The organism is Pseudomonas triclosanedens (assembly GCF_026686735.1).
Classification (GTDB): Bacteria; Pseudomonadota; Gammaproteobacteria; order Pseudomonadales; family Pseudomonadaceae; genus Pseudomonas; species Pseudomonas triclosanedens.
The window spans coordinates 1,053,478-1,074,672 of record NZ_CP113432.1; the positions used below are offsets into that span (position 1 = coordinate 1,053,478).

Sequence of the window (21,195 nt, forward strand, 5' to 3'; positions counted from 1 at the left end):
CATGTCTACGGCAGTACTGAATCAACACCTGGTCGATACGCACGAAGCGGCGCACGACCATGACCACGCCCATGACAGCGGCGGCATGACGGTCTTCGGCTTCTGGCTGTACCTGATGACCGACTGCATCCTGTTCGCCAGCGTCTTCGCCACCTACGCCGTGCTGGTCAACCACACGGCCGGCGGCCCGAGCGGCAAGGACATCTTCGAGCTGCCCTACGTGGCCGTCGAAACCGCGATCCTGCTGATCTCCTCCTGCACCTACGGCCTGGCCATGCTGGCCGCGCACAAGGGCGCAAAGGGCAAGGCCATCGCCTGGCTGGGCGTGACCTTCCTGTGCGGCGCCGCGTTCATCGGCATGGAGCTCAACGAGTTCCATCACCTGATCGTCGAAGGCTTCGGCCCGAGCCGCAGCGCCTTCCTGTCGTCCTTCTTCACCCTGGTCGGCATGCACGGCCTGCACGTGAGTGCCGGCCTGCTGTGGATGCTGGTACTTATGGCGCAGATCGGCACCCGTGGCCTGACCGCGCAGAACAACACCCGCATGATGTGCCTGAGCCTGTTCTGGCACTTCCTGGACATCGTCTGGATCTGCGTATTCACCGTCGTCTACCTGATGGGGGCTCTGTAATGACCGCTGCTGCACATCATCACGGCTCCCACGGCGCCGGCCACGACAACCACGGCGCCGGTCACGGCAGTCTGGGCTCGTATGCCATCGGCTTCGTGCTCTCGGTGATCCTGACCGCGATCCCGTTCTACATGGTCATCGACGGTGGCTTCTCGCGTCACGCCACCCTGCTGACCATGGTGATTCTTGGCCTGGTTCAGGTCGTCGTGCACCTGATCTGCTTCCTGCACATGAACTTCTCCTCGGAAGGTCGCTGGAACGTGATGGCGTTCATCTTCACCGCCATCATCATCCTGCTGGTGGTCGGTCTGTCGCTGTGGATCATCTTCACCGCCGACGCCCTGATGATGCCGATGCCCTGAGGGCCGATGCCGTGAAACTCAAGCGTTATCTCCTGGTGGCCAAGCCGGGCATCATCTTCGGCAACCTGATCGCGGTGGCGGGGGGATACTTCCTCGCCGCTCGCGGCAGCGTTGACCCGATGCTGCTGCTAGCCACCGTGATCGGCCTGTCCCTGGTCGTTGCCAGTGGTTGTGTATTCAACAACTGCATCGACCGCGACATCGATCGCTTCATGGAGCGAACCCGCAGCCGTGTCACCGTGACCGGGCAGATCTCGCTGAAGGCCGCGCTGGCCCACGGCGTGGTTCTCGGCGTGGCAGGCTTCGGCCTGCTGGCGTGGAAGACCAACGTGCAGGCGACTCTGCTCGCCGCCTTCGGCTTCTTTGTCTACGTCGTGCTCTACAGCCTCTGGCTCAAGCGCAGTTCGGTCTACGGCACGCTGATCGGCAGTCTCTCCGGAGCCATGCCGCCAGTGGTGGGCTACTGCGCCGCCAGCGGTCACTTCGACATGGGCGCGGCGGTGCTGCTGCTGATCTTCTGCCTCTGGCAGATGCCGCACAGCTACGCCATCGCGATCTTCCGCCTCAACGACTACCGCGCCGCCGGGATTCCCGTGCTGCCGGTGGAGCGGGGCATCGAAGCGACCAAGAAGCAGATCCTCTACTACGTCGTGGCCTTCGGCCTGGCGACGCTGCTGCTGACAGTGACCGGCTTTGCCGGCTACGGTTACCTGGTGGTGGCGCTGGCGGTCAGCGCCTGGTGGCTGTTCATCGCGGTGAAAGGCTTCAGTGCTGAAGACGACCGCCGCTGGGCCCGCCAGTTGTTCGCCTTCTCCATCATCGCGATCAGCGTGCTGAGCCTGATGATGTCCATCGACTTCCAGGCCATCCCGGCCCAGTCGATGCTGGCGGCGCTGTAAGGCTGCTCGGCTGCAACGAAAAAGCCGCCCCTCGGGGCGGCTTTTTTGTGCGGGTCTGGCGCGTCGGGAGCGATGGGTATCGCTGCGCTCCACGCCATCCTACGTCGTGCCTAGCGGCCCGGCAGTCAGCTCGGGCCAATGCTGGTAAGGCACCCAGGTCACGCCCTGCCATTTCAACACCGACAACGTCTGCGTCGCCGCCCGCAGCATTTCCCGGCGCGGCTCGCCAAGGCCGCTGCGGTGCTGATCGCGCAACGTCGGGATCACATGTAGCGTCAACCATTGCCGGATGCTGCGATTTTCCGGGTGGAAGTAGTGAATCAGCGCCGCGTAAACCGCCGACTCACTGATGAGCAGCTCATCGACGTAATCGCCGCAACCATCGCGCACCCAGGCGCAGCGGAACTGGTCGTCGTCCAGGTTGCGTTCGATGCGCTCGGCCAGGTAGGGCGAGCCGATCAGCCGGCCCAGGTCGTGGGCGCAGAACCAGCATTGGTCCTCTAGCAGCACGGCGCGCAGCAGGCGTTTGTGGCGGATGAATTCGGTGGGGATAAGGAACTCTTCAGGCATGACGCACCTCCGCGCAGGAGGGGGAAGAGGGCGGGTGCAGCGAAGTGCCTTCGGGATCAAGGTCTTGGTCGATAGACATGTTTATTACCTTTGGTCGCTTCTTAGGGCTTAGTTGGAGTCGGGAGCTAAGAAACCCACCAAAGACGGGCCGGACGTATTCCCCTTGCGGGTCTTGTATTAGCCCACTCCCGACAGCGCGAGTGATCTTTCTTGCGGGCGTGACAGGGCCGCGAACGCAAAAAAGCCGCAAATGCTTTCGGGTGCGGTGGACCGCTTTGGTTAAGGCGTTTCTTAGGCGCCAGTTGCGAGGGTAGGGCGTTGATGTGGACGGGTCAACCTGGGCGGCGGATAACGCTGCGCGTTATTCGCCCTACGTTGGGGGTGAGCCTGACGTAGGGCGAATAACTGCGAAGCAGTTATCCGCCGATGCGTCCATCGGCAGCGAAGGTAGGGCGTTGGTGTGGCGGGCTAATCTGAACGGCGGATAACGCTGCGCGTTATTCGCCCTACGTTGGGGGGTGAGCCTGGCGTAGGGCGAATAACTGCGAAGCAGTTATCCGCCGAAGCGCCCACCGGCAGCGAAGGTAGGGCGTTGGTATGGCGGGCTAATCTGAACGGCGGATAACGCTGCGCGTTATTCGCCCTACGTTGGGGGTGAGCCTGGCGTAGGGCGAATAACTGCGAAGCAGTTATTCGCCGACTCCTCAATGCAGCTTCAAGCGTGGCTCGGTACTGCGCCCGATGCGGTCCGCGATCATCAGCAGCGCGGTGCGGAACGGCCCGTACAGCGCCACCTGGTGCATGCGGTACAGCGACACATAGAACATCCGCGCCAACCAGCCTTCCAGCTTCACGCTGCCCATCAGATTGCCCATCAGGTTGCCTACGGCGCTGAAACGCGACAGCGAGATCAGCGAACCGTAGTCGGTGTAGTGATACTCCGGCAGTGGCTTGCCATCCAGGCGCGCGGCAAGCGACCTGGCCAGCAGCGATGCCTGCTGGTGTGCGGCCTGGGCGCGTGGCGGAACGGTGCGCTCGCTGCCATCGCCGAGCGGGCAGGCGGCGCAGTCACCAAAGGCGAAGATGTCGTCGTCGCGGGTCGTCTGCAGCGTCGGGCGCACCACGAGCTGGTTGATGCGGTTGCTTTCCAGCCCGTCGATTTCCTTCAACAGGCTCGGTGCGCGGATGCCGGCGGCCCAGACCTTCAGGCTTGCCGGGATCACTTCGCCGGTTGCGGTGCGCAGGCCGTCCGCGGTGACTTCCTTGACGGCCGCGCCGGTGAGTACACGCACGCCGAGTTTTTCCAGCGTCTGGTGCACCGGGCGGCTGATGCGCTCGGGCAGCGCCGGCAGCACGCGCGGGCCGGCCTCGATCAGGGTGATGCGCATGTTCTGCGGCTGGATACCGGTAAGGCCGTAGGCCGACAGCTCTTGCGCTGCATGGTGCAGCTCGGCGGACAGCTCGACCCCGGTGGCGCCGGCGCCGACGATGGCGACGCTGATCTGGTCGTCCTTGTCCTGCCCGGCGTGGGCGCGCAGGTAGTGGGTCAGCAGCAGCTTGTGGAAGCGCTCGGCCTGTTCGCGGGTATCGAGGAAGATGCAGTGGTCCGCGGCGCCCACGGTGCCGAAGTCATTGGTGGTGCTGCCGATGGCCAGGACCAGTGTGTCGTAGTCCAGGCTGCGCGCCGGCACCAGTTCCTCGCCCTGTTCGTCGAGCGTGGCGGCCAGCTGGATGCGGCGGTTGGCGCGGTCGAGGCCGTCGAGGCGACCGAGCTGGAACTCGAAGTGGTTCCATTTCGCCTGGGCGACGTAGTTCAGCTCATCTTCCGAGGAATTGAGCGAGCCGGCGGCGACTTCGTGCAGCAGGGGTTTCCAGATGTGGGTGAGGTTGGCGTCAACGAGCGTAATGCGCGCCTTGCCCTTTTTACCCAGGGTGCGGCCGAGACGGGTCGCGAGCTCCAGCCCGCCGGCGCCGCCGCCGACGATCACGATACGATGGGACATGTTGCATTCTCATAGCTTAAGGAATCCTGTATCGGCCCGTGGCGGCACGGCGCTCACGCAAGGTAGGCCAGGAGGCGGCTCAGCAAGCCCAGGGCAACTACCACCAATAGCAATCCCCCCATCATCAGCCAGGGCTTGAACGGCTTGCGTTCGACCTGATGGATCGGGGAGCTGAGGTATTGCTCGACTTTCTGCTGGTCTTCGGGGCTCAGGCGACTGGGCATGGGCGGCCTCCGTTTGTAATGCCGAGCATTCTAGTCGGGCTTGGTTACCCTCTCAATGCGCAGCGGCACGAATGACCGTTGCGTCATAGTCCGACCCCCATGTCGAGCAGCACGGTGCGGCCAAGATTGCCACGCAGGAAGTCGGGGGCGTCGCTATGGGCGAACAGGACTCGGGCGTAGGTCGGGCCCACCACCGAGAGCGAGCGCCAACCCTGGCGCAGGAACTCCGTTGGCGGCGGAAAGGGGGTATTGAAGTCCGGCGTTTCGCGCTTGAGGCTGACGAAGGCGAGCAGGTCCAGTTCGCGCGGGTCGATGCCGCGCTCGCTGTAGTTGTGTGCCTTCTTCCGCAGCGTCGGCGCAAGACGCGCCTGCAGCTCTGCACAGGGGATGCGGCGTGGGCGCTGCTCGCGGCGGATCAACTGGTTGATGCTCTGGGCCGTGCGTCGGCGCAGCAGTTCATCCTTCCACTCCTCGTTGAGTCGGCGGCCCTGGTCGAGGACGAAGAACACCTCGAAGCTGGCCTCGCGAAACAGTACGTCCGGCGGCTGCTGCCTCGGCGCGATGAAGTCCTCCTGCCGATACGGAACCTTCAGCGCCTGCAACAGGCGCCGGCACGCCCAGCACTCCCGTTCCCACTTGCGGGCGTTGGAGAGGAAGTCGTTGGCTTGTTCCGCCTGGCGTGTCAGCAGGCGCAGATAGTCTGATTCGTTCATGCCTTCAGCATAGTTGCTGCGCCCCGGTAGCGGCTGCCGAATCGTCAGGCGGTGACGGGATGGATGCCCGGTGTAGACTGTCGCGTGCCACGAAACCGGGATATCGCCAGCGGTGATCGTTCCCGGTCGTGTTGTTGCGTGAAGGTCTTCTGTTTCATTCCGTCGGAGGTTGAGCGTGAAACGATTGCTGAGCGGTCTGCTGTTTCTGGTGCTGAGCGTGGGCGCACTGGCGCAGGAGGCCGGGCCCGCGACTGGCTGGACTCTGCTGGATCAGTTCGACAAGCCCTATACCGCGGATGCCGACCTGCGGGTGATGCTGATCGCTCGCGACATGGCTGGCTCGAAACTGGTCAAGGCCGCGCTGGATGGCCGCCCCGCTGGGTACCTGGAGGCACGGCACGCCGTGTTCGTGGCGGACATCAGCCGGATGCCGGGCGCCATCTCGTCGATGTTCGCGGTGCCGGCCATGCGCGACTACAGCTATCGCGTGCTGCTCGACCGTGAGGCGCGGGTGGCCAATCGTTTCGATGCCCAGGCCGCCGCCGTGACCTGGCTGCAACTGGAGCAGGGCAAGGTGGTCGCCACCCGCCGCTTCGACTCCGCCGACGCTTTGCGTCAGGCGCTGGAGCGAGACGCGCAGTGATCACCGCGCAACTGCTTTCCGCAGAGACTCTGGAGCTCGGCTGGGCGATCTATCTGCCGCTGGTGGCATTGGCTGCCTGGCGTGCGCCCTGGCTGGAGCTGATCAGCGATTTCCGTCGGCAGCATCTGGTATTCGGCACCATGCTGGCGTTGTTCCTGCTGTGGCTCGTGCGTCGGGATTTCGCCTCGGGGGTGTCCTTCCACTTCATTGGCATGACGGCCGTAACATTGTTGCTGGACTGGCCGCTGGCGATCCTGGTGGGGGTGGTGGCGCAGATCGGTTTGTGCGCCATCGGCCGGCAGGATTGGGCGGCGCTAGGGATCAACGGTGTGCTGCTGGTGTTGATTCCGGTACTCATCACGGAAGTGGCGGCAATGTTCGTCGAGCGTCGACAGCCGCGAAACCTGTTCGTCTATATCTTCTGCTCGGGGTTCTTTCCGGCGGCGTTGGCTGCGCTGTGCAGCCTGTTGCTGGGGCTGGGATTGCTATGGATGGATGGCCTGTTCCCTATGCCGCCCTGGATCGAGGACTTCATTGGCTACCTGTGGCTGATCATGTTTCCAGAGGCGTTCATCAATGGGACCATCGTCACCGGGCTGGTGGTCTTCTATCCCGACTGGCTGGAAACGTTCAATCGCACCCGCTATCTCCAGGCGCCGTGGAAGGATGACGATGAGTCGCGGTGATGCGCGGGCATTGAGGGCGCTCATCGTATTTCGCGTTTGATCCAGGTCAGTTCGGCCTGTCGCTCCGATCGGTGAAGCTGGCCCCCCATTTCCAAGGAGATCGTCGATGAGCATTCACAGCTGGGCCGAAGAGCGCCTGCAGGAGTTGCTGGTCGAGGCCGAGGCGGCGGGCCAGGACCCGCAACTGACGGTGCGCGCGCTGCTCAGCGCGGTGGTGCGGGCCAATGCCCAGGTGCGCACGCAGGAGGACCTGGGCCATGAGCTGCACTTCCTCGCCGACAATCTTGACGAGGATCGCGACTACGCCTTCATGCGCCCCTGAATGAAAAGGCCCGCATCTGCGGGCCTTTTGGTGTGCGGGCTCAGTGTCCGCGAGGCGGGTTGTCGAGGTCGCCGGAGAACAGCTCGTCCTCGAGGCTGTCGCCTGGAATGGCGTGTTCTTCTGCGGCCCAGGCGCCAAGGTCGATAAGCTTGCAACGGTGCGAGCAGAAGGGACGGAACTCGCTCTTCGCGCTCCACTCCACGGGCGCGCCGCAGGTGGGGCACTCCACAGTCAGGGGTTGGCTCATGGTTGTCCTCCACGCAGGCCTAGATAGAACTGATGCAGACGCTCGACCTGCTGGTGCAGGTGTTCGAGGTCGCCATCGTTGAGCAGCACGTCATGCGCGTGCTTGATTCGGTCTTCGCGAGCGGCCTGTGCCTTGAGAATCGCGCGGACCTGTCCTTCGGACACCGAATCCCGGCGCATGGTGCGTTCCAGTTGCAGGTGCTCCGGGGTATCCACCACCAGGACGCGCTGGGTCAGCCGATGCTGCCCGGACTCCACCAGTAGCGGCGACACCAGAATGGCGTAGGGCGATTCCGCCCGGGCGAGGTTGGCGACGATCTCCTCGCCGATCAGCGGGTGCAACAGCCGTTCGAGCCAGCGCCGCTCATCTTCGGACTGGAAAATGCGCTCGCGCAGTGCCCCACGGTTGAGTTGGCCGTCTGGCAGCAGCACGCCTTCGCCGAAGCGATCCACGATCTTCGCGAGGGCCGGGCGGCCGGGTTCGACCACCCAACGTGCGGCGTGGTCGGCATCCACCATGTGGATACCCAGCGTGGAAAAGTGTTCGGCGGCGGCGCTCTTGCCGCTACCGATGCCGCCGGTGAGGCCCAGGATCCAGGGTTTCATCGCTCTCCTTCTTGCCGACTCCAGCGGCCGTCAATACGCGCCGAGGGGATTCGACGCAGGAGAAGGCTAGTGGAAACCGGCGAACTGCAGATAGGTCGCGGTTATTTGATCACCCCAGAGCAGCGCAATCCAGCCGGCGATGGCCAGATAGGGGCCAAAGGGGATCGGCGTACTGGTTTCCGCGTTGCGCAGTCGCAGGGTGATCACCCCCAGCACCGCACCCACCAGCGACGACAGCAGGATGGTCAGCGGCAGTACTTGCCAGCCGCCCCAGGCGCCGATCATGGCCAGCAACTTGAAGTCGCCGTAGCCCATGCCTTCCTTACCGGTGACCAGCTTGAACAGCCAGTACACCGACCACAGGCTCATGTAGCCGATCACTGCGCCCCACAGGGCATCGCCTAGGCTGGTGAACAGGCCGAAATGGTTGGCGATCAGCCCGACCCATAGCAGCGGCAGCACCAGCACATCGGGCAGCAATTGGTGATCGACATCGATCATGCTCATCGCCAGCAGCCCCCAGCCGAGCAGCAGCATCGCGCCGGCCTGCCAACCGAAACCGTAATGCCAGGCGATGAAGCCGGACAGCAGGGCGCAGGCAACTTCGATCAGTGGGTAACGCTTGCTGATCGGTGCCTTGCAGGATGAGCACTTGCCGCGTAATGCCAGATAGCTGAGAACCGGAATGTTTTCCCAGGCGCGAATCTGGTGTCCGCAATGCGGGCACTGGGAGTGCGGCAGGACCAGGTTGTAAGTGGTGCGAGGTCCAGGTTCAGGCAGGTCCAGCGCTTCACGGGCCTGTTGTTGCCACTCCAGCTTCAGCATCTGCGGCAGGCGATGGATGACCACGTTGAGGAAACTGCCCACCAGCAGACCGAGGAGGGCGGCGCATAAAACAAAGGCCAGCGGGGTGCTGGCCAGGAACTCTGTTACCGGCATGGTTTATACGACGTTGCCCAGTTGGAAGATCGGCAGGTACATGGCGATGATCAGGCCGCCGACCAGCACACCGAGGATGGCCATGATCATGGGCTCCATCAGGGTGGTCAGGTTATCCACGGCGTTATCGACTTCTTCTTCGTAGTAGCTGGCTACCTTGCCCAGCATCGAGTCCAGCGAGCCGGACTCTTCACCGATAGCCGCCATCTGAATGGCCATGCTCGGGAAGACGCCAGTGGTGCGCATGGAGAAGTTCAGTTGTGTACCGGAGGAAACGTCCTGCTTGATACGCTGGACGGCATTGCGGAAGACCACGTTGCCAGTGGCGCCGGCCACGGAATCCAGTGCTTCCACCAGTGGTACGCCGGCGGCGAACGTCGTGGAAAGCGTGCGCGCATAACGAGCGATGGCGGACTTGTAGAGAATCTGGCCGACGATGGGCAGCTTCAGGATCGAGCGGTCGACTGCGTCGCGGAACTTCTCGGAGCGCTTGTGAAATTCCTTGAATCCAAAGACGAACGCCACAAGGCCGATCAGCACGATGTACCACCACTCCTGCAATGCCTCGGAGAGGTGAATGACCATCATGGTGAAGGCGGGAAGTTCGGCGCCGAAGTTGGAGAATACCGACTGGAACTGGGGAACCACTTTGATCAGCAGGATGGCCGAAACGATCACGGCGACGATGATCACCGCAATGGGGTAGGTCATCGCCTTCTTGATCTTCGCCTTCAGCGACTCGGTCTTTTCCTTGTAGGTCGCTACCCGGTCGAGCAGCGTTTCCAGTGCACCGGACTGTTCGCCCGCGTCCACCAGGTTGCAATACAGGTCGTCGAAATACTGGGGCTTCTTGCGCAGCGAGTTCGCCAGACTGTTACCGGCGGCTACCTCGTTCTTGACCTCTTCGACCAGCTTGCGCATGTTCGGGTTGTCGAAGCCCTCGCCAATGATGTCGAACGACTGCAGCAACGGTACGCCGGAGGCCATCATAGTGGACATCTGCCGGGTGAACAGGGCGATGTCCATCGGCTTGATCTTCTTGCCCGCGCTGAAGAGGGACACCCCCTTCTTGCGTACCTTGGTCGGATTGATGCCCTGCTTGCGAAGCTGGGCCTTGACCAGCATCTGGTTGGTGCCGGAAAGCTCCCCTTTGATCTTCCCGCCCTTTCTATCGGTGCCTTCCCACAGGAAAACACTCGTTTTTAATGCTTTTTCCGCCATGGATTAATCCTTGGTCACGCGGTTGACTTCTTCGAGGCTGGTAATGCCTTGCATGGCTTTCATCAGGCCCGAAGTGCGCAGATCATTGAAGCCTTCTTTGCGGGCTTGTTCCGCGATCTGAATGGAGTTGCCTTCTTCCATGATAATTCGCTGCAGTGGGGGAGTGTTTTTAACCACTTCATAAATACCCACTCGACCTTTATAGCCGCCCTTGCAGTTTTCACATCCAACCGGCGCATAAAGCTTGAATGTGCCGATAGCGCTTTCCGGGAAACCTTCATGCAGTAATGTTTCCCGTGGCACGTCGTGTTCTTTCTTGCAGTGCGGGCAGAGTTTGCGTGCCAGACGCTGGGCGATGATGAGGTTGACCGAAGTGGCCAGGTTGAACGCGGCGACACCCATGTTCAGCAGGCGCGTGAGCGTTTCCGCGGCGCTGTTGGTGTGCAGCGTGGACATCACCATGTGCCCTGTCTGCGCTGCTTTGATCGCGATTTCGGCGGTCTCCAGGTCACGGATCTCACCGACCATGATGACGTCCGGGTCCTGGCGCAGGAACGCACGCAGCGCCTGGGAGAAGTCCATGCCCTGACGCGGATTGACGTTCACCTGGTTGATGCCCTCGAGGTTGATCTCGACGGGGTCTTCGGCAGTGGAAATGTTGATGTCGGGGGTGTTGAGGATGTTGATGCCTGTGTAGAGCGAAACGGTCTTGCCCGAACCGGTCGGGCCGGTCACCAGGATCATGCCTTGCGGCTGTTTCAGCGCTTCGAGGTAGAGCTGCTTCTGGCTCTCTTCATAACCCAGCGCATCGATCCCCATTTGTGCGCTGGAGGAGTCGAGGATCCGCATCACGATCTTCTCGCCCCACAACGTGGGCATGGTATTGACGCGGAAGTCGATGGATTTGCTCTTCGAGACGCGCATCTTGATCCGGCCATCCTGGGGCTTGCGGCGCTCGGAGATGTCGAGGCCCGCCATGACCTTCAGGCGCGCGGAGATTCGGCTGGCCAACTGGATCGGCGGCTTGGCGACCTCGTGCAGCATGCCGTCGGTACGGAAGCGCACACGGTAGATCTTCTCGTAGGGTTCGAAGTGGAGGTCGGAAGAGCCGCCCTTGATTGCATCGAGCAGCATCTTGTTGACGAAGCGCACCACCGGAGCGTCATCGGCGCTATCGCCGCCGACATCCTCCTTGGGCTCGGCGTCGCCGCTTTCGATGTCCAGGCCGTCCAGATCGACGTCGCCTAGATCGTCGAGTCCGCCCGAAGCACTTTCAAAGACCTTCTCGATGGCATCGCCGAGCTTGTCATCTTCGACCAGGATCGCTTCGGTGGTCAGCCCCGTACTGAACTGAACGTCGGTGATGGCCTGGTGGTTGGTCGGGTCGGACAGGCCGACGAACAACTTGTTGCCCCGGCGCCACAGCGGCAGGACCCGGTGCTGGCGAATCAGCTTTTCGCTGACCAGCTCCTTGGGGATGCTTTCCCGGTCCAGACTGCTCAGGTCGCAGAAGGCAACGCCGAACTGTTCGGCTGCAAGCTCTGTCAGCGGCCGGCTCTTCACCAGTTTGTTCTGGACCAGGTAGGTCACCAGCGACAGCTTGTTGCGTTGGGCCTGCAATTGGGCCTGTTGCGCACTCTTTTCATCGAGCAGTTGCGATTGCACCAACTGGCGGGCAAGGCCGGACAGGACGACTTGATCGTTCATCGGAGATAAGCCAGGAAAGTAATTCTGTGCCTTATATCCTAGTTGGCCGTAGGAGCCAAATCAGCACCGGAGCGCTGCCCAAAAGTGTCACTTCCTGCGGAATTTTCATCTTTATCTTGTGGGAAGTTTCCGTAAAGCCCGCAGAATCGAGCGTAAGAAGATTGGCATGGATGATGCTTTCCTACTCTTCAGGTCCTAAGACCTTTTCTATAAACCTGGAGAGAAATATGAAAGCTCAAAAAGGCTTTACTCTTATCGAACTGATGATCGTGGTTGCGATCATCGGTATTCTGGCCGCCATCGCTATCCCGCAATACCAGAACTACGTTGCCCGTTCCCAGGTTGCCCGTGTGGTTTCTGAAGCTGGCTCCCTGAAAACTGCTGTTGAAACCTGCACCCTGGAGTCCAAGACCACCGTTGGTACTGGCTCTGGCGAGTGTGATCCTACTGCCACCGGTTCCAACCTGATTACCGGTGCGTCGCAGGTCAACGCGCAACTGGCCGCCGGTACTGGCGTTCCGTTCGTGACCGTTGGTACTGCTGCTGCTGACGCTACTATCGTTGCAAATTTCGGCGGCAATGCTTCCCCGGTCCTCACCGGCACGAACGTTACCTGGACTCGTAACCGTCAGACTGGAACTTGGGTCTGCACCACCACTGCTCCGGCCAATCTGCGTCCGAGCGGTTGCTCTGCTTCGTCCTGATAACTCGGGATATGGACAAAAAGGCCGATTCGTCGGCCTTTTTGTTTGTCCGGCCCCATTGAAATTGCTGCGGTACGATGATGGTTGCCAAGCGAATTGATCTCGCTGCTGTTGCGCTACTGGTGTTGCTGGTAATCCTCCCAAACCTGGTCTGGTGGTACCGGGCAGGCTGGGTTGAGGCAGGACAAGCCGGTCTGCTCCCGGCGATCCTTATAGTCTTCTTCCTGCTGGCGCTGGTCCCTCGCTTCTGGGTGGCTGCCTGCGTATTGCTGCCATTCCTCATCCTGTCGCCACTGGAGTCGCTGTACATCGGCGCGTACGGACGCCCGAGCACCCAGCATGTGGCGGCGATTCTTGCCGAGACCTCTTACTCCGAGGTGGCCAATTTCCTTTCGGGCAAGCTGTTGTCCGTGCTGCTCGGGCTCTGCGTAAGCATGGCTGCGTCGATCCTCGTCATCCGCCGGCTTTATCTCAGCAAGCTTTGCTTCCCGCTGCGTATCCGTGCGCTGATATTGGTGGGAGGGGCTTCTGCGTTCGTCATGGTAGGCGGAGCGGAGGCCTGGTACGGCCAGTTCGATATTGCCCGAGCCAATGTCATGGGGAGCGGGGATACGTTTCTCGAACGGCGCAGTTCCCCCGCCGCAGAAGTATTCCAGGACTCCTACCCGATTGGCGTGCCGCTGAGGCTGCGCAAGTTCTTTGCCGAACGCCAGATCATGCGTGACCTGGAAGCCAAGCTGGCCTCCTTCCATTTCGGCGCCGCACAACAGCCATCTCGCCAGGCGCGAGAGGTCTATGTGCTGGTGATCGGCGAGACCGGCCGCCCCGATCGCTGGGAGCTGAATGGCTACTCCCGACCAACCAATCCCGAGTTGCGCGGCGAGCCCGATGTAGTCAGTTTCCGCAACATGACGACCCCCTGGGCCTGGACTTCGATGTCCGTGCCCGCGATCCTGACGCGCAAGCCCGCTGGTGATGGGCGCTTCTTCTTCCCGGAAAAGTCCCTCATTACCGCTTTCCGCGAAGCGGGGTTCCGCACCTACTGGCTGTCCACCCAGAGCCCGCTGGGCGAGCATGACAGTTCCATCGCGCTGCACGCCCATGAGGCGGATGTCGTGCGCTTCCTCAATCCGGCCGACTACAAGGCATCGGGGTTGCACGATGGCGTATTGCTGTCCGCCATGTCGGATGTGCTGGCCAGGAACGAGCCCAAGCAGTTGATCGTGCTGCATACGCTGGGCGGGCATTTCAACTATGCCGATCGCTACCCGCGCGAGTTCGAGCGATTCACTCCCGCGATGGGGAGTGGAATTGCGGTCAACTTCAGCCGCAAGGACAAGTTGGTCATGAATAACGCCTACGACAACTCGGTGCTCTATACCGACCATGTTCTGGCCGGCGCGATCAAGCAGTTGCAGCAGGCCGATCTGATGGCGAGCCTGCTGTACATCGCGGACCACGGTGAAGTGTTGTACGACGGGGACTGTTCCGAGAATGGCCACGGCTACAACACGGTCTTCGACTTCAGAACCGCATCGATCTGGTGGGCGTCGCCGAAGTACAAGGAAGCATTTCCCGATTTCCTGAATGCCGCCCGTTCACGTCGGGATGCTCCGCTGGCTACTTACAATGTCTTCTATTCAATGCTGGACCTGGCCGGTATCCGGATTCCGGATTTCGATTCCAGCAAAAGCCTGTTCAATTCCCAATGGCGCGCTTACCCACGGCCTACCCAGGCGGGGGTCGATTTTGACGATTCAATCGAGGACGGTGCATGTCGGACGTTAAAGCCAAGGCCCCGGTAGATTTCCTGAGTCTGCTGTTTCTGTTATCCGGTCTTTCGGCACTGATTTACCAGGTGGCCTGGCAGCGCATCCTGTTCGCGGTCTTTGGCGCCGATATCCAGTCCGTCACCATCGTCGTGTCGGCCTTCATGCTGGGGCTGGGCACTGGCGCGCTGGCGGGTGGTGTGTTGGCCGACAGGTTTCCGCGCAAGGCCCTTCTGCTGTTCGCCCTGTGCGAGCTGGGTATCGGTGGCTACGGTCTGCTGAGCTCGGCGTTGATGCACGGTGCCGGCGATCTTTTCGCTGTGCAGGGGCTGGGGGTGATCGCCACGGTCAACTTCCTGCTGGTGCTGATCCCCGCGACGCTCATGGGCGGCACGCTGCCGATCCTGGTGCGCCATGTTGCCAAGCTGTGGGGCAATGTTGGCGAGGCTACCGGGCAGATGTATTCCGCCAATACTTTCGGCGCTGCGCTGGGGGCTGTGCTGTGCGGTTTTGTGCTGCTGAACTATCTGACACTCAGCCAGGTGATCCTGCTGGCTGGTGCGGTCAACTTCGCGGTGGCGATCGTGTCGATGGTGTTCCTTAGGAGTGACAAGTGAAAGCGACTGCATGGATGCTGGCGTTCGCGGCAGGCTTCATGAGCCTGAGTGTCGAGATTCTGTGGGTCCGCCTGATCGGTTTCGCCCACTTTGGGGTTCCGCAGGCATTTGCGTTCGTTCTTGTGGTGTTCCTGGCCGGCGTGGCGCTGGGTGCCGTGCTGGGCAAGCGCTTCTGTACGGGGCATGAGCGCGCGCTTGGCGCGGCGGGCGTGGCTCTGTTGCTGGCCGGTGCGATCGACATCGCCACGCCGTGGCTGATCGCCGCGAGCATCGCCGGCCCCTTCGCATTCCTCGCGAAGGTCGTGCTGATTCTGAGTTCCGCGGCGCTGAAGGCAGTGGCCTTCCCGATCGCGCACCACCTGGGGTCGAGCGATGCCGGGGGCAAGCTCGGTCGCTCGCTGTCGCGCGTCTACTTTTTCAACATCATCGGCTCGACCCTGGGGCCGATCGTGTTCGGCTTCTTCCTGCTCGATTTCATTTCCCTGCAGGCCGGCTTCACCGTGATCGGCCTGTTCTGTGTCGCTGTCGGGGCATTGCTGGTTGCGCGTCTGCGGGCGGCGTATGTCTTCTATCCGTTGGCAGGGTTGGCGGTCGTCGCATCGTTCCTGGTCGATCACAAGTCCAGCCATCTGGTCAGAGTTATGGCCGGGGAGGGGGATGCCCTGAAGGTTCACTATGTGGTGGAAAACCGGCAGGGGATCATTCATACGACGGAAGGTGAGTCCGCAGCCGAGGGCGACGCTGTTTTCGGCGGCAATGTATACGACGGCCGCACCAACGTAGACCTGCTGGTGAACAGTAACCGGATTGACCGCGCCTATCTGCTGACCTCGCTGACCCAGGCGCCGAAGAACATCCTGGTCCTGGGGCTGAGCACCGGGGCATGGACGCGAGTGGTCTCCGCCATTCCTGGTGTCGAGCGCATCGATGTGGTCGAAATCAACCCGGGCTACCTGGAGCTGATCAAGCGCTACCCGAGCGTCAGCCCGCTGCTCGACGACAAGCGCGTATCCATCCACATCGACGATGGGCGTCGCTGGCTCAAGCGGAACCCAGGGGCTCGTTACGACCTGGTGGTGATGAACACATCCTTCCACTGGCGCGCGAACAGCACGAACCTGCTGTCCCGGAACTTCTTGCAGGAGCTCAAGGGGCACATGACGCCCCAGGCGATCCTGGCCTTCAACTCCACGCGTTCTCCCGATGTGCTGGAAACTGCGGCCAATGTCTTCCCGCACGCTTACCGCTGGATGAACTTTATCTACTGTGCCGACTTTGACTTCCGTGAGCCGGGCGCCGATGTGCAGCGGCAGAGGCTGGCGCAACTGAGCCTGGAGGGTCGTCCGCTGCTGGACTTCAGCCGTGAGCGCGACAGGCAGGCACTGGCGGCGATGAGGGCTCAGCAATTCGAAACGGTGGATCAGGTGGCGGCCAAGACTGGCCGGCCGCTGGAGATCATCACCGACGACAACATGATCACCGAATACAAATATGGGATGGGGTTCTAGCCTGGTCCCGGCTCGGTTGAGTTCCTATAGTGGTTTTGATAGTTTACGCGGCGCTTCACAGCGTTACGGGCTGGCGGTATCGATCGTGGCGGCCCTGCAATCTCAGCCGGTGTAGCTCAGTCGGTAGAGCAGCTCATTCGTAATGAGAAGGTCGGGGGTTCGATTCCTCTTACCGGCACCATCTTCAACAAGAAGCCCCGCTTTCGAGCGGGGCTTCTTGTTTTCCGCGAGTCAGTTTTCCGCGTAGCCGTTGGGGTTGTGGTGCTGCCAGTTCCAGGCGTCGCGGCACATGTCGTCGATGCCGCGGATGGCGCTCCAGCGGAGTTCGCGAATCGCAAGGTCCGGAGCGGCGTGGTAGCTCGCCACGTCGCCGGGGCGGCGTTCGAGGAACTGCAGCGGCAGTTCGCGGCCGCAGGCTCTTTCATAGGCACGGATGATTTCCAGGACGCTATAGCCGCGCCCGGTCCCCAGGTTGAAAACTCGGGCTCCATCTGCTCTGTCCAGCCAACGCAGTGCGCAGAGATGGGCGCTGGCCAGATCGCAGACATGCAGATAGTCGCGCACGCCTGTGCCGTCCGGAGTGGGGTAGTCGCTGCCGAACACGCGGATGTAAGGCTGCTTGCCGGTGGCGACCTGGGATACATAGGGCATCAGGTTGTTGGGCGTACCATTGGGGTGCTCGCCAATCTCGCCGCTGGCGTGGGCGCCTACCGGGTTGAAATAGCGCAGTATGGCGATCTTCCACTGTGGGTCGGCGTGGGCGATATCCTTCAGCGCGAGCTCCGCCATCAGCTTCGAACGTCCATAGGGGCTGGCAGGGGCGGTCGGGGCGCTCTCGTGGATCGGGCTTTCGGCTGCCAGGCCGTAGACGGTAGCCGAAGAGCTGTAGATCAGCCGCTTCACTCCGTGGCGCTGCATCACCTCGCACAGGGGAAGGGTGCCGGTGAAGTTGTTCTGGTAGTAGCTGATGGGGTAGGCGACCGACTCGGCGACGGACTTCAGGCCGGCGAGGTGGATGACCGCTTCGATTCGATGTTCGTCGAAGAGTCGCTCCAGCGTGGCTTCGTCGCGTACATCGCCTTTGACGAAAGGGATCCGCTTGCCGGTGAGCCGCTCGATGCGCTGGAGCGGGGTAGGGGTGCTGTTGCACAGGTTGTCGAGCGCGATCGGCGTGAACCCCTGCTCGACCAGCTCCATGCAGATGTGGGAGCCGATGTAGCCGCAGCCACCGGTCAAAAGAATCTTGCTCGTCATGATTTGCCGCTATTTCTCCAGGGCCGATTCGGCAGCCTCCGAATTCTCTCAGAGGCGCGTTGTTCGGCCCTATGCGGCGCGGCGTGATTGATTTGGCAAATCTGCGAGCGGTGCTTACAGGGCCAGTCGCATCGACAGGTCGAGTGCCTTGACGTCCTTGGTCAGGGTGCCAATGGAGATGTAGTCCACGCCAGTCTCGGCGATGGTCCGCAGGGTCGTCTCGGTGATGCCGCCGGAGGCTTCCAGCTTGGCGCGGCCAGCCGTCAGGGCGACAGCGGTGCGCATATCGTCGAGGCTCAGTTCGTCGAGCATGATGATGTCTGCGCGTGCCTCCAGGGCCTGGCGCAGTTCGGCGAGGTCTTCCACTTCGACCTCCACCGGCTTGCCCGGTGCGATGCGATGGGCGGCGGCGATGGCCTCGGCAATACCGCCACAGGCGGCGATGTGGTTTTCCTTGATCAAGAAGGCGTCGTACAAGCCGATACGGTGGTTATGGCAGCCGCCGCAGGTGATCGCGTACTTCTGCGCCAGGCGCAGGCCGGGCAGCGTCTTGCGGGTGTCGAGCAGCTTCACGCCGGTGCCGCCCACGAGGTCGGCGTAATGACGGGCGCGGGTCGCAGTGCCGGAGAGCAGTTGCAGGAAATTGAGCGCGCTGCGTTCGCCGGTGAGCAATGCGCGGGCCGGGCCTTCGAGGGTGAACAGGGTCTGGTCGGCCTCGACCCGGTCGCCATCCTTTACCTGCCACGTTACTCGCACACGCGGGTCGACCTGGCGGAACACCTCATCGACCCAGGCGCTGCCGGCGATGGTGGCGTTCTCGCGAGTGATGATGCGTGCGGAGGCGTCGCGCTCGGCGGGGATCAGTTGGGCAGTGATGTCGCCGCTGCCGACGTCTTCGGCCAATGCGGCGCGGACGTTGGCCTGAATTTCCCCGGAAAGCTCGGCGAGGGTGAGGTTCGGCATGGCTGGCTCCTGTTCGCAGTGCCGGGATTATACGGACGGCGGGGGCTTGCGGGTATCGACCGATGTTTTTGCCCGCAACGGGCGTCTGTCGGACAGACGGCATGTGGTTAGATGTGAAATTCTTCAAGAATGCGAGAAATGCCTCTTGGTTGTGTAAGAAGCTTCCCTATAATGACGTTGAAAATTTCCGCTTTTTGACGCCACAAATTTGACGTTACGGATGACGCCACGATGACTGCTGGTGCCGCCAGCAAGCCCGGCCAGGGCCTGACGGCAGGAGACTTGCGATGCAGAACGACGCGAATGTAGTGCCGCTGAACAAGTCGGCTCCCGAACAGTCGCCGAATTCGTTCGCCGGGCGTCTGCCTGCGGCGCTGGTCAGCGTGCGCGACAAGGTCGCCGTGCAGTTGCGTCATGCGATGCAGGCGTTGTTCGACAATGCCGACGATACCCTGTTCGAGATGGCCGACCGTGCCTCCAACAACGCCGAACAGAGTTCCTATTTCGAAGCCATGCGCGACCTGCGCCTCAAGCGCAAGAGTATCGAGCGTGGCTTCCTGCAAAAAGTTTTCGAGCAGTTCGCCAACCTCAACCAGTACGAGATCGGCAAAGCTCCCTCGTTGGACAGCGTTTCCTACGACAACCTCACCCTGGTTCAGAACGACGAGCTGGAAGAGGCCGTAGCGCTGGACGCAATGGTCGCCAAGGTGATGAGCCGCGACGGCGTGGCCCTGGCGCATCTCACTACGCGCTTCAACACGCTGGTCAGCAAGAAGGTAGAGGACAAAAGCAACCCGCTGGGGCCGCGCATGCTGTGCGAGGCGTTCCTCGAGGCGTGCCGCGGACTGGGTGTGGAGATCAAGGTCAAGCTGATCATCCTCAAACTGTTCGAGAAGTATGTGCTGGCCGATGCCGAGCACCTCTACGCTGAGGCCAACCAGACCCTGGTTTCCCTGGGCGTACTGCCAGAGCTCAAGTCCGTGCCATTGCGTCGTCCGCCGCAGCGCACCGCGCCTGCCCAGGCTGGCGCCGCCGCATCTTCCGCCGAAGCGGTGGAACAGGGCTCGGCCACGCAGCACGTGGATAGCGACGCCCAGGCCGCTTTCGCAGCTCTGCGCGACCTGCTCTCCCAGGTGCGTGGCAGCGCCATCGCACCGAGCCGCGCGGTGCCTGCCGATGCGGTCCCGATCACCAGCAATGACCTGATGCGCCTGCTCTCGCACCTGCAGTCGCACCTGCCGGCGCAGAGCATCGACGAGATCGATGTGCGTCAGCACCTCGATCATCTGCTTACCCGCGTCAGCAACAAGAGTGGCCGCTCCCGCGTAGTGGGCCAGGTGGACGAGGACGTCATCAACCTCGTTTCCATGCTGTTCGAATTCATTCTCGATGACCGCACCCTGCCGGACTCTCTGAAAGCGCTGATTGGCCGCATGCAGATCCCTATGCTCAAGGTTGCGGTGCTGGACAAGACCTTCTTCAGCCGTGGCAGCCACCCGGCCCGTCGCCTGCTCAACGAGATCGCTTCGGCGGCGCTCGGCTGGGGCGAGCAGACCGACGTTCAGCGCGACACCCTATATCAGAAGATCGAGCAGGTGGTAATGCGCCTGCTGAATGATTTCGTCGACGATCCTGCGATCTTCTCCGAACTTCTCGACGATTTCATCGCCTTCACCGGCGATGAGCGCCGTCGCAGCGACCTTCTCGAACAGCGCACCCGCGATGCCGAGGAAGGCCGCGCCCGCGCCGAGCTGGCCCGCCAGGACGTCGAGCGCGTGCTCAACGATCGTCTGCTGGGCCGCACGCTGCCGGAAGTGGTAGTGCGCCTGCTGCAGGAAGCCTGGAGCAAGGTGCTGCTGCTGACCTGCCTCAAGCACGGCACCACCTCCAGCGAATGGGACGCGGCGCTGGCCACGATGGACGACCTGATCTGGAGCGTGGAGCCCCACGAAGATCCGGATTCCCGTCTGCGCCTGCTGGAAATGGTGCCGCAACTGCTCAAGTCCCTGCGTGAGGGCCTGGCCGCCGCGGCTCTCGATCCGTTCTCCACGGGTGAGTTCTTCAGTCGCCTGGAAGGGCTGCATGTGCAGGCATTCCAGCGCTACAAGCAGGCCGAGGAAGTGCCGGCCGACGAGGCGGATGACCTGCCGCTGCTCGACGAGTCGCCGGATGCCCCGGTTGCCGTCGCGCCACAAGCCGCCATGATGGCGGTGGTCGAGGAGATCGTCCTCGCCGCTCCCGGCGAAGCGCGGGTGGCCGAGCCGGAAGAAGTGTTCGCCGATGATGACGAGTCGCTGCGCAAGGTCGACGACCTGCGAGTCGGTAGCTGGGTGGAAATCCAGGAAGACGAAGAGCACAAGCTGCGTTGCAAGCTGGCCGCGGTGATCCGCCCGAGCGGCCGCTATATCTTCGTCAACCGCACCGGCATGAAGGTGCTGGAAAAGACCCGCATGGGCCTGGCCCTGGAGTTCCGCCGCAACGCTGTGCGCCTGCTCGACGATGCCCTGCTGTTCGACCGCGCGCTGGAGTCGGTGATCGGCAACCTGCGCCGCCTGAAGAACGCGTGATCGTGCCGCGCCTCACCGGCGCGGCGGCTGTGCGAGTTCAA

22 protein-coding genes and 1 tRNA gene are annotated in these 21,195 nt (G+C 62.2%); 12 read left to right on the forward strand and 11 right to left on the reverse strand.

Going from position 1 to position 21,195, the window contains the following annotated elements; all coding sequences use genetic code 11:
* Window position 1 precedes the first annotated feature (1 nt).
* Genes cyoC through cyoE form a run of 3 tightly spaced genes read left to right on the forward strand, consistent with a single transcriptional unit; the run spans window position 2 to window position 1,892 of the window.
* Window positions 2-631, forward strand: coding sequence for a cytochrome o ubiquinol oxidase subunit III (gene cyoC, locus OU419_RS04995; protein WP_015475724.1), 630 nt, complete (start codon window positions 2-4; stop codon window positions 629-631).
* The gene (gene cyoD, locus OU419_RS05000; RefSeq protein ID WP_254471096.1) at window positions 631-993 is read left to right on the forward strand and encodes a cytochrome o ubiquinol oxidase subunit IV; all 363 of its coding nucleotides are present in this window, start codon (window positions 631-633) and stop codon (window positions 991-993) included. The genes cyoC and cyoD overlap by 1 nt, the downstream gene beginning before the upstream one ends.
* Window positions 994-1,004: 11 nt before the next feature.
* Window positions 1,005-1,892: a heme o synthase gene (cyoE, locus tag OU419_RS05005; RefSeq protein WP_254471095.1), complete on the forward strand. Its 888-nt coding sequence runs from the start codon at window positions 1,005-1,007 to the stop codon at window positions 1,890-1,892.
* A 99-nt stretch (window positions 1,893-1,991) separates the two neighbouring features.
* Here the strand turns inward: cyoE and OU419_RS05010 are convergent, their stop codons facing one another.
* The 4 genes from OU419_RS05010 to OU419_RS05025 form a co-directional block, all read right to left on the reverse strand.
* Entirely contained in the window at window positions 1,992-2,462 is a 471-nt protein-coding gene (locus tag OU419_RS05010; RefSeq protein WP_254471094.1) for a BRO-N domain-containing protein, read from the reverse strand.
* 704 nt (window positions 2,463-3,166) lie between these two features.
* Window positions 3,167-4,465, reverse strand: a complete 1,299-nt coding sequence (locus OU419_RS05015; protein WP_254471093.1) for an NAD(P)/FAD-dependent oxidoreductase — start codon at window positions 4,463-4,465, stop codon at window positions 3,167-3,169.
* Between the two features lie 53 nt (window positions 4,466-4,518).
* Complete coding sequence (locus OU419_RS05020) at window positions 4,519-4,689, reverse strand: DUF3094 family protein (RefSeq protein ID WP_254471092.1); 171 nt, start codon at window positions 4,687-4,689, stop codon at window positions 4,519-4,521.
* Window positions 4,690-4,772: 83 nt separating this feature from the next.
* Complete coding sequence (locus tag OU419_RS05025; RefSeq protein WP_254471091.1) at window positions 4,773-5,402, reverse strand: DUF1780 domain-containing protein; 630 nt, start codon at window positions 5,400-5,402, stop codon at window positions 4,773-4,775.
* Between the two features lie 175 nt (window positions 5,403-5,577).
* Here OU419_RS05025 and OU419_RS05030 point away from each other — a divergent pair, with 175 nt between their 5' ends.
* The 3 genes from OU419_RS05030 to OU419_RS05040 all read left to right on the forward strand — a co-directional run bounded on the left by OU419_RS05030 (window position 5,578) and on the right by OU419_RS05040 (window position 7,053).
* Complete coding sequence (locus OU419_RS05030) at window positions 5,578-6,045, forward strand: FAD/FMN-containing dehydrogenase (protein WP_408004922.1); 468 nt, start codon at window positions 5,578-5,580, stop codon at window positions 6,043-6,045.
* A complete protein-coding gene (locus OU419_RS05035; protein ID WP_254471090.1) occupies window positions 6,042-6,731 on the forward strand; it encodes an energy-coupling factor ABC transporter permease in 690 nt (229 codons plus the stop codon). The genes OU419_RS05030 and OU419_RS05035 overlap by 4 nt, the downstream gene beginning before the upstream one ends.
* Window positions 6,732-6,837: 106 nt before the next feature.
* Window positions 6,838-7,053, forward strand: a complete 216-nt coding sequence (locus tag OU419_RS05040; RefSeq protein WP_254471089.1) for a hypothetical protein — start codon at window positions 6,838-6,840, stop codon at window positions 7,051-7,053.
* Window positions 7,054-7,093: 40 nt separating this feature from the next.
* Here OU419_RS05040 and yacG read toward each other — a convergent pair whose 3' ends face one another.
* The 5 genes from yacG to pilB all read right to left on the reverse strand — a co-directional run bounded on the left by yacG (window position 7,094) and on the right by pilB (window position 11,772).
* Window positions 7,094-7,300, reverse strand: coding sequence for a DNA gyrase inhibitor YacG (gene yacG, locus OU419_RS05045; protein WP_254471088.1), 207 nt, complete (start codon window positions 7,298-7,300; stop codon window positions 7,094-7,096).
* Entirely contained in the window at window positions 7,297-7,905 is a 609-nt protein-coding gene (gene coaE / locus OU419_RS05050; protein WP_254471087.1) for a dephospho-CoA kinase, read from the reverse strand. The genes yacG and coaE overlap by 4 nt, the downstream gene beginning before the upstream one ends.
* A gap of 66 nt (window positions 7,906-7,971) precedes the next feature.
* Window positions 7,972-8,844 carry a prepilin peptidase gene (locus tag OU419_RS05055; RefSeq protein WP_254471086.1) on the reverse strand — a complete coding sequence of 291 codons (873 nt, stop codon included), beginning with the start codon at window positions 8,842-8,844 and terminating at the stop codon, window positions 7,972-7,974.
* A 3-nt stretch (window positions 8,845-8,847) separates the two neighbouring features.
* Entirely contained in the window at window positions 8,848-10,065 is a 1,218-nt protein-coding gene (locus OU419_RS05060) for a type II secretion system F family protein (protein ID WP_254471085.1), read from the reverse strand.
* Between the two features lie 3 nt (window positions 10,066-10,068).
* A complete protein-coding gene (gene pilB, locus OU419_RS05065; RefSeq protein ID WP_254471084.1) occupies window positions 10,069-11,772 on the reverse strand; it encodes a type IV-A pilus assembly ATPase PilB in 1,704 nt (567 codons plus the stop codon).
* Between the two features lie 227 nt (window positions 11,773-11,999).
* Between pilB and OU419_RS05070 the strand changes: the two genes are divergently transcribed.
* The 5 genes from OU419_RS05070 to OU419_RS05090 all read left to right on the forward strand — a co-directional run bounded on the left by OU419_RS05070 (window position 12,000) and on the right by OU419_RS05090 (window position 16,551).
* Window positions 12,000-12,476 carry a pilin gene (locus OU419_RS05070; protein WP_254471083.1) on the forward strand — a complete coding sequence of 159 codons (477 nt, stop codon included), beginning with the start codon at window positions 12,000-12,002 and terminating at the stop codon, window positions 12,474-12,476.
* A gap of 77 nt (window positions 12,477-12,553) precedes the next feature.
* Complete coding sequence (locus tag OU419_RS05075) at window positions 12,554-14,281, forward strand: phosphoethanolamine transferase (RefSeq protein WP_254471082.1); 1,728 nt, start codon at window positions 12,554-12,556, stop codon at window positions 14,279-14,281.
* Complete coding sequence (locus tag OU419_RS05080) at window positions 14,251-14,862, forward strand: fused MFS/spermidine synthase (RefSeq protein WP_254471081.1); 612 nt, start codon at window positions 14,251-14,253, stop codon at window positions 14,860-14,862. The genes OU419_RS05075 and OU419_RS05080 overlap by 31 nt, the downstream gene beginning before the upstream one ends.
* Before the next feature lie 14 nt (window positions 14,863-14,876).
* Complete coding sequence (locus tag OU419_RS05085) at window positions 14,877-16,370, forward strand: spermine/spermidine synthase domain-containing protein (protein WP_254471080.1); 1,494 nt, start codon at window positions 14,877-14,879, stop codon at window positions 16,368-16,370.
* A 105-nt stretch (window positions 16,371-16,475) separates the two neighbouring features.
* Window positions 16,476-16,551: transfer RNA gene (locus OU419_RS05090), tRNA-Thr, on the forward strand.
* Between the two features lie 50 nt (window positions 16,552-16,601).
* Here OU419_RS05090 and galE read toward each other — a convergent pair.
* Both galE and nadC read right to left on the reverse strand, forming a co-directional pair.
* The gene (gene galE, locus OU419_RS05095; protein WP_254471079.1) at window positions 16,602-17,624 is read right to left on the reverse strand and encodes a UDP-glucose 4-epimerase GalE; all 1,023 of its coding nucleotides are present in this window, start codon (window positions 17,622-17,624) and stop codon (window positions 16,602-16,604) included.
* Window positions 17,625-17,738: 114 nt separating this feature from the next.
* Window positions 17,739-18,587 (reverse strand): carboxylating nicotinate-nucleotide diphosphorylase, encoded by an 849-nt coding sequence (gene nadC / locus OU419_RS05100; protein WP_254471078.1) that lies wholly within the window; start codon window positions 18,585-18,587, stop codon window positions 17,739-17,741.
* A 287-nt stretch (window positions 18,588-18,874) separates the two neighbouring features.
* Here nadC and OU419_RS05105 point away from each other — a divergent pair, with 287 nt between their 5' ends.
* Window positions 18,875-21,154, forward strand: a complete 2,280-nt coding sequence (locus OU419_RS05105) for a DUF1631 domain-containing protein (RefSeq protein WP_254471077.1) — start codon at window positions 18,875-18,877, stop codon at window positions 21,152-21,154.
* The last annotated feature ends 41 nt before the right edge of the window (window positions 21,155-21,195 follow it).